The following is a 1010-nucleotide window of genomic DNA, read 5'->3' as shown; positions in this document are numbered from 1 at the left end:
CACCCCCGTCCCGACGGCCGGCCCCGGCTGCCGTCCCCACCAGGCGAAACGGGGCCGACGGCGGAAGTCCGCCCGGGGACCGGACCCGGGTGGACCTGGGGCACCCCCACACGGCAAACTGGTCTAGACCTCGGAGGTCTAGACCTCAGACTCGCCTCAGAACGGTGGACCCAGTATGGAAATCGTGATCGTCCCTGACGCCCGGGCGGCCGGCGAACTCATCGCCGCGGCGATCACCGATCTGCTGACGGACAAGCCCGACGCCCTGCTCGGCGTGGCGACCGGCTCGACCCCGCTGCCGATCTACCAGGCCCTGGCCGAGCGGGTCCGCGACGGCCGGCTGGACGCCGCCCGGGCGCGCATCTGCCAGCTGGACGAGTACGTCGGCCTGCCCGCCGGCCACCCGGAGTCCTACCGTTCGGTGGTGCTGCGCGAGGTCGTGGAACCGCTGGGCCTGACCGAGGACTCCTTCCTGGGCCCGGACGGCAACGCGACCGACATCGCCGCGGCGGCCACCGCCTACGACCGCGCGCTGGCCGAGGCCGGCGGCGTGGACCTCCAGCTGCTCGGCATCGGCACGGACGGCCACATCGGCTTCAACGAGCCCTGCTCCTCGCTGTCCTCGCGGACCCGGATCAAGACCCTGACCCGGCAGACCCGGGTGGACAACGCCCGCTTCTTCGACAGCATCGACCAGGTCCCGCACCACGTCATCACCCAGGGCATCGGCACCATCCTGGAGGCCCGCCACCTGGTGCTGCTCGCCACCGGCGAGGCCAAGGCCGAGGCCGTCGCGCTCGCCGTCGAGGGCCCGCTCTCCGCGGTCGTCCCCGCCTCGGCGCTCCAGCTGCACCCGCACGCCACCGTCGTGGTGGACGAGGCCGCCGCCTCCCGCCTCAAGCTCGCCGACTACTTCCGCGACACCTACGCCGCCAAGCCGGCCTGGCAGAAGCTCTGAGCACTCCCCGGCCACGGTCCTGACGGCCGGGGCGCCGGACACCGAGGGATTC

1 protein-coding gene is annotated in these 1010 nt (G+C 73.2%); it reads left to right on the top strand.

Going from position 1 to position 1010, the window contains the following annotated elements; all coding sequences use genetic code 11:
- Window positions 1-175 precede the first annotated feature (175 nt).
- Entirely contained in the window at window positions 176-958 is a 783-nt protein-coding gene (nagB, locus tag ACFRMQ_RS40965) for a glucosamine-6-phosphate deaminase (RefSeq protein WP_380736031.1), read from the top strand.
- Window positions 959-1010 lie beyond the last annotated feature (52 nt).

It is taken from the genome of Kitasatospora sp. NPDC056783, assembly GCF_042789895.1.
GTDB lineage: Bacteria > Actinomycetota > Actinomycetes > Streptomycetales > Streptomycetaceae > Kitasatospora.
The sequence above is the reverse complement of the archived record's forward strand: the minus strand, read 5'-3'. Positions and strand labels throughout refer to the sequence as shown.

Coding starts and splice junctions, on each gene's coding strand:
- nagB (WP_380736031.1), top strand. CDS start 176: ATGGAAATCGTGATCGTCCCTGACGCCCGGGCGGCCGGCGAACTCATC.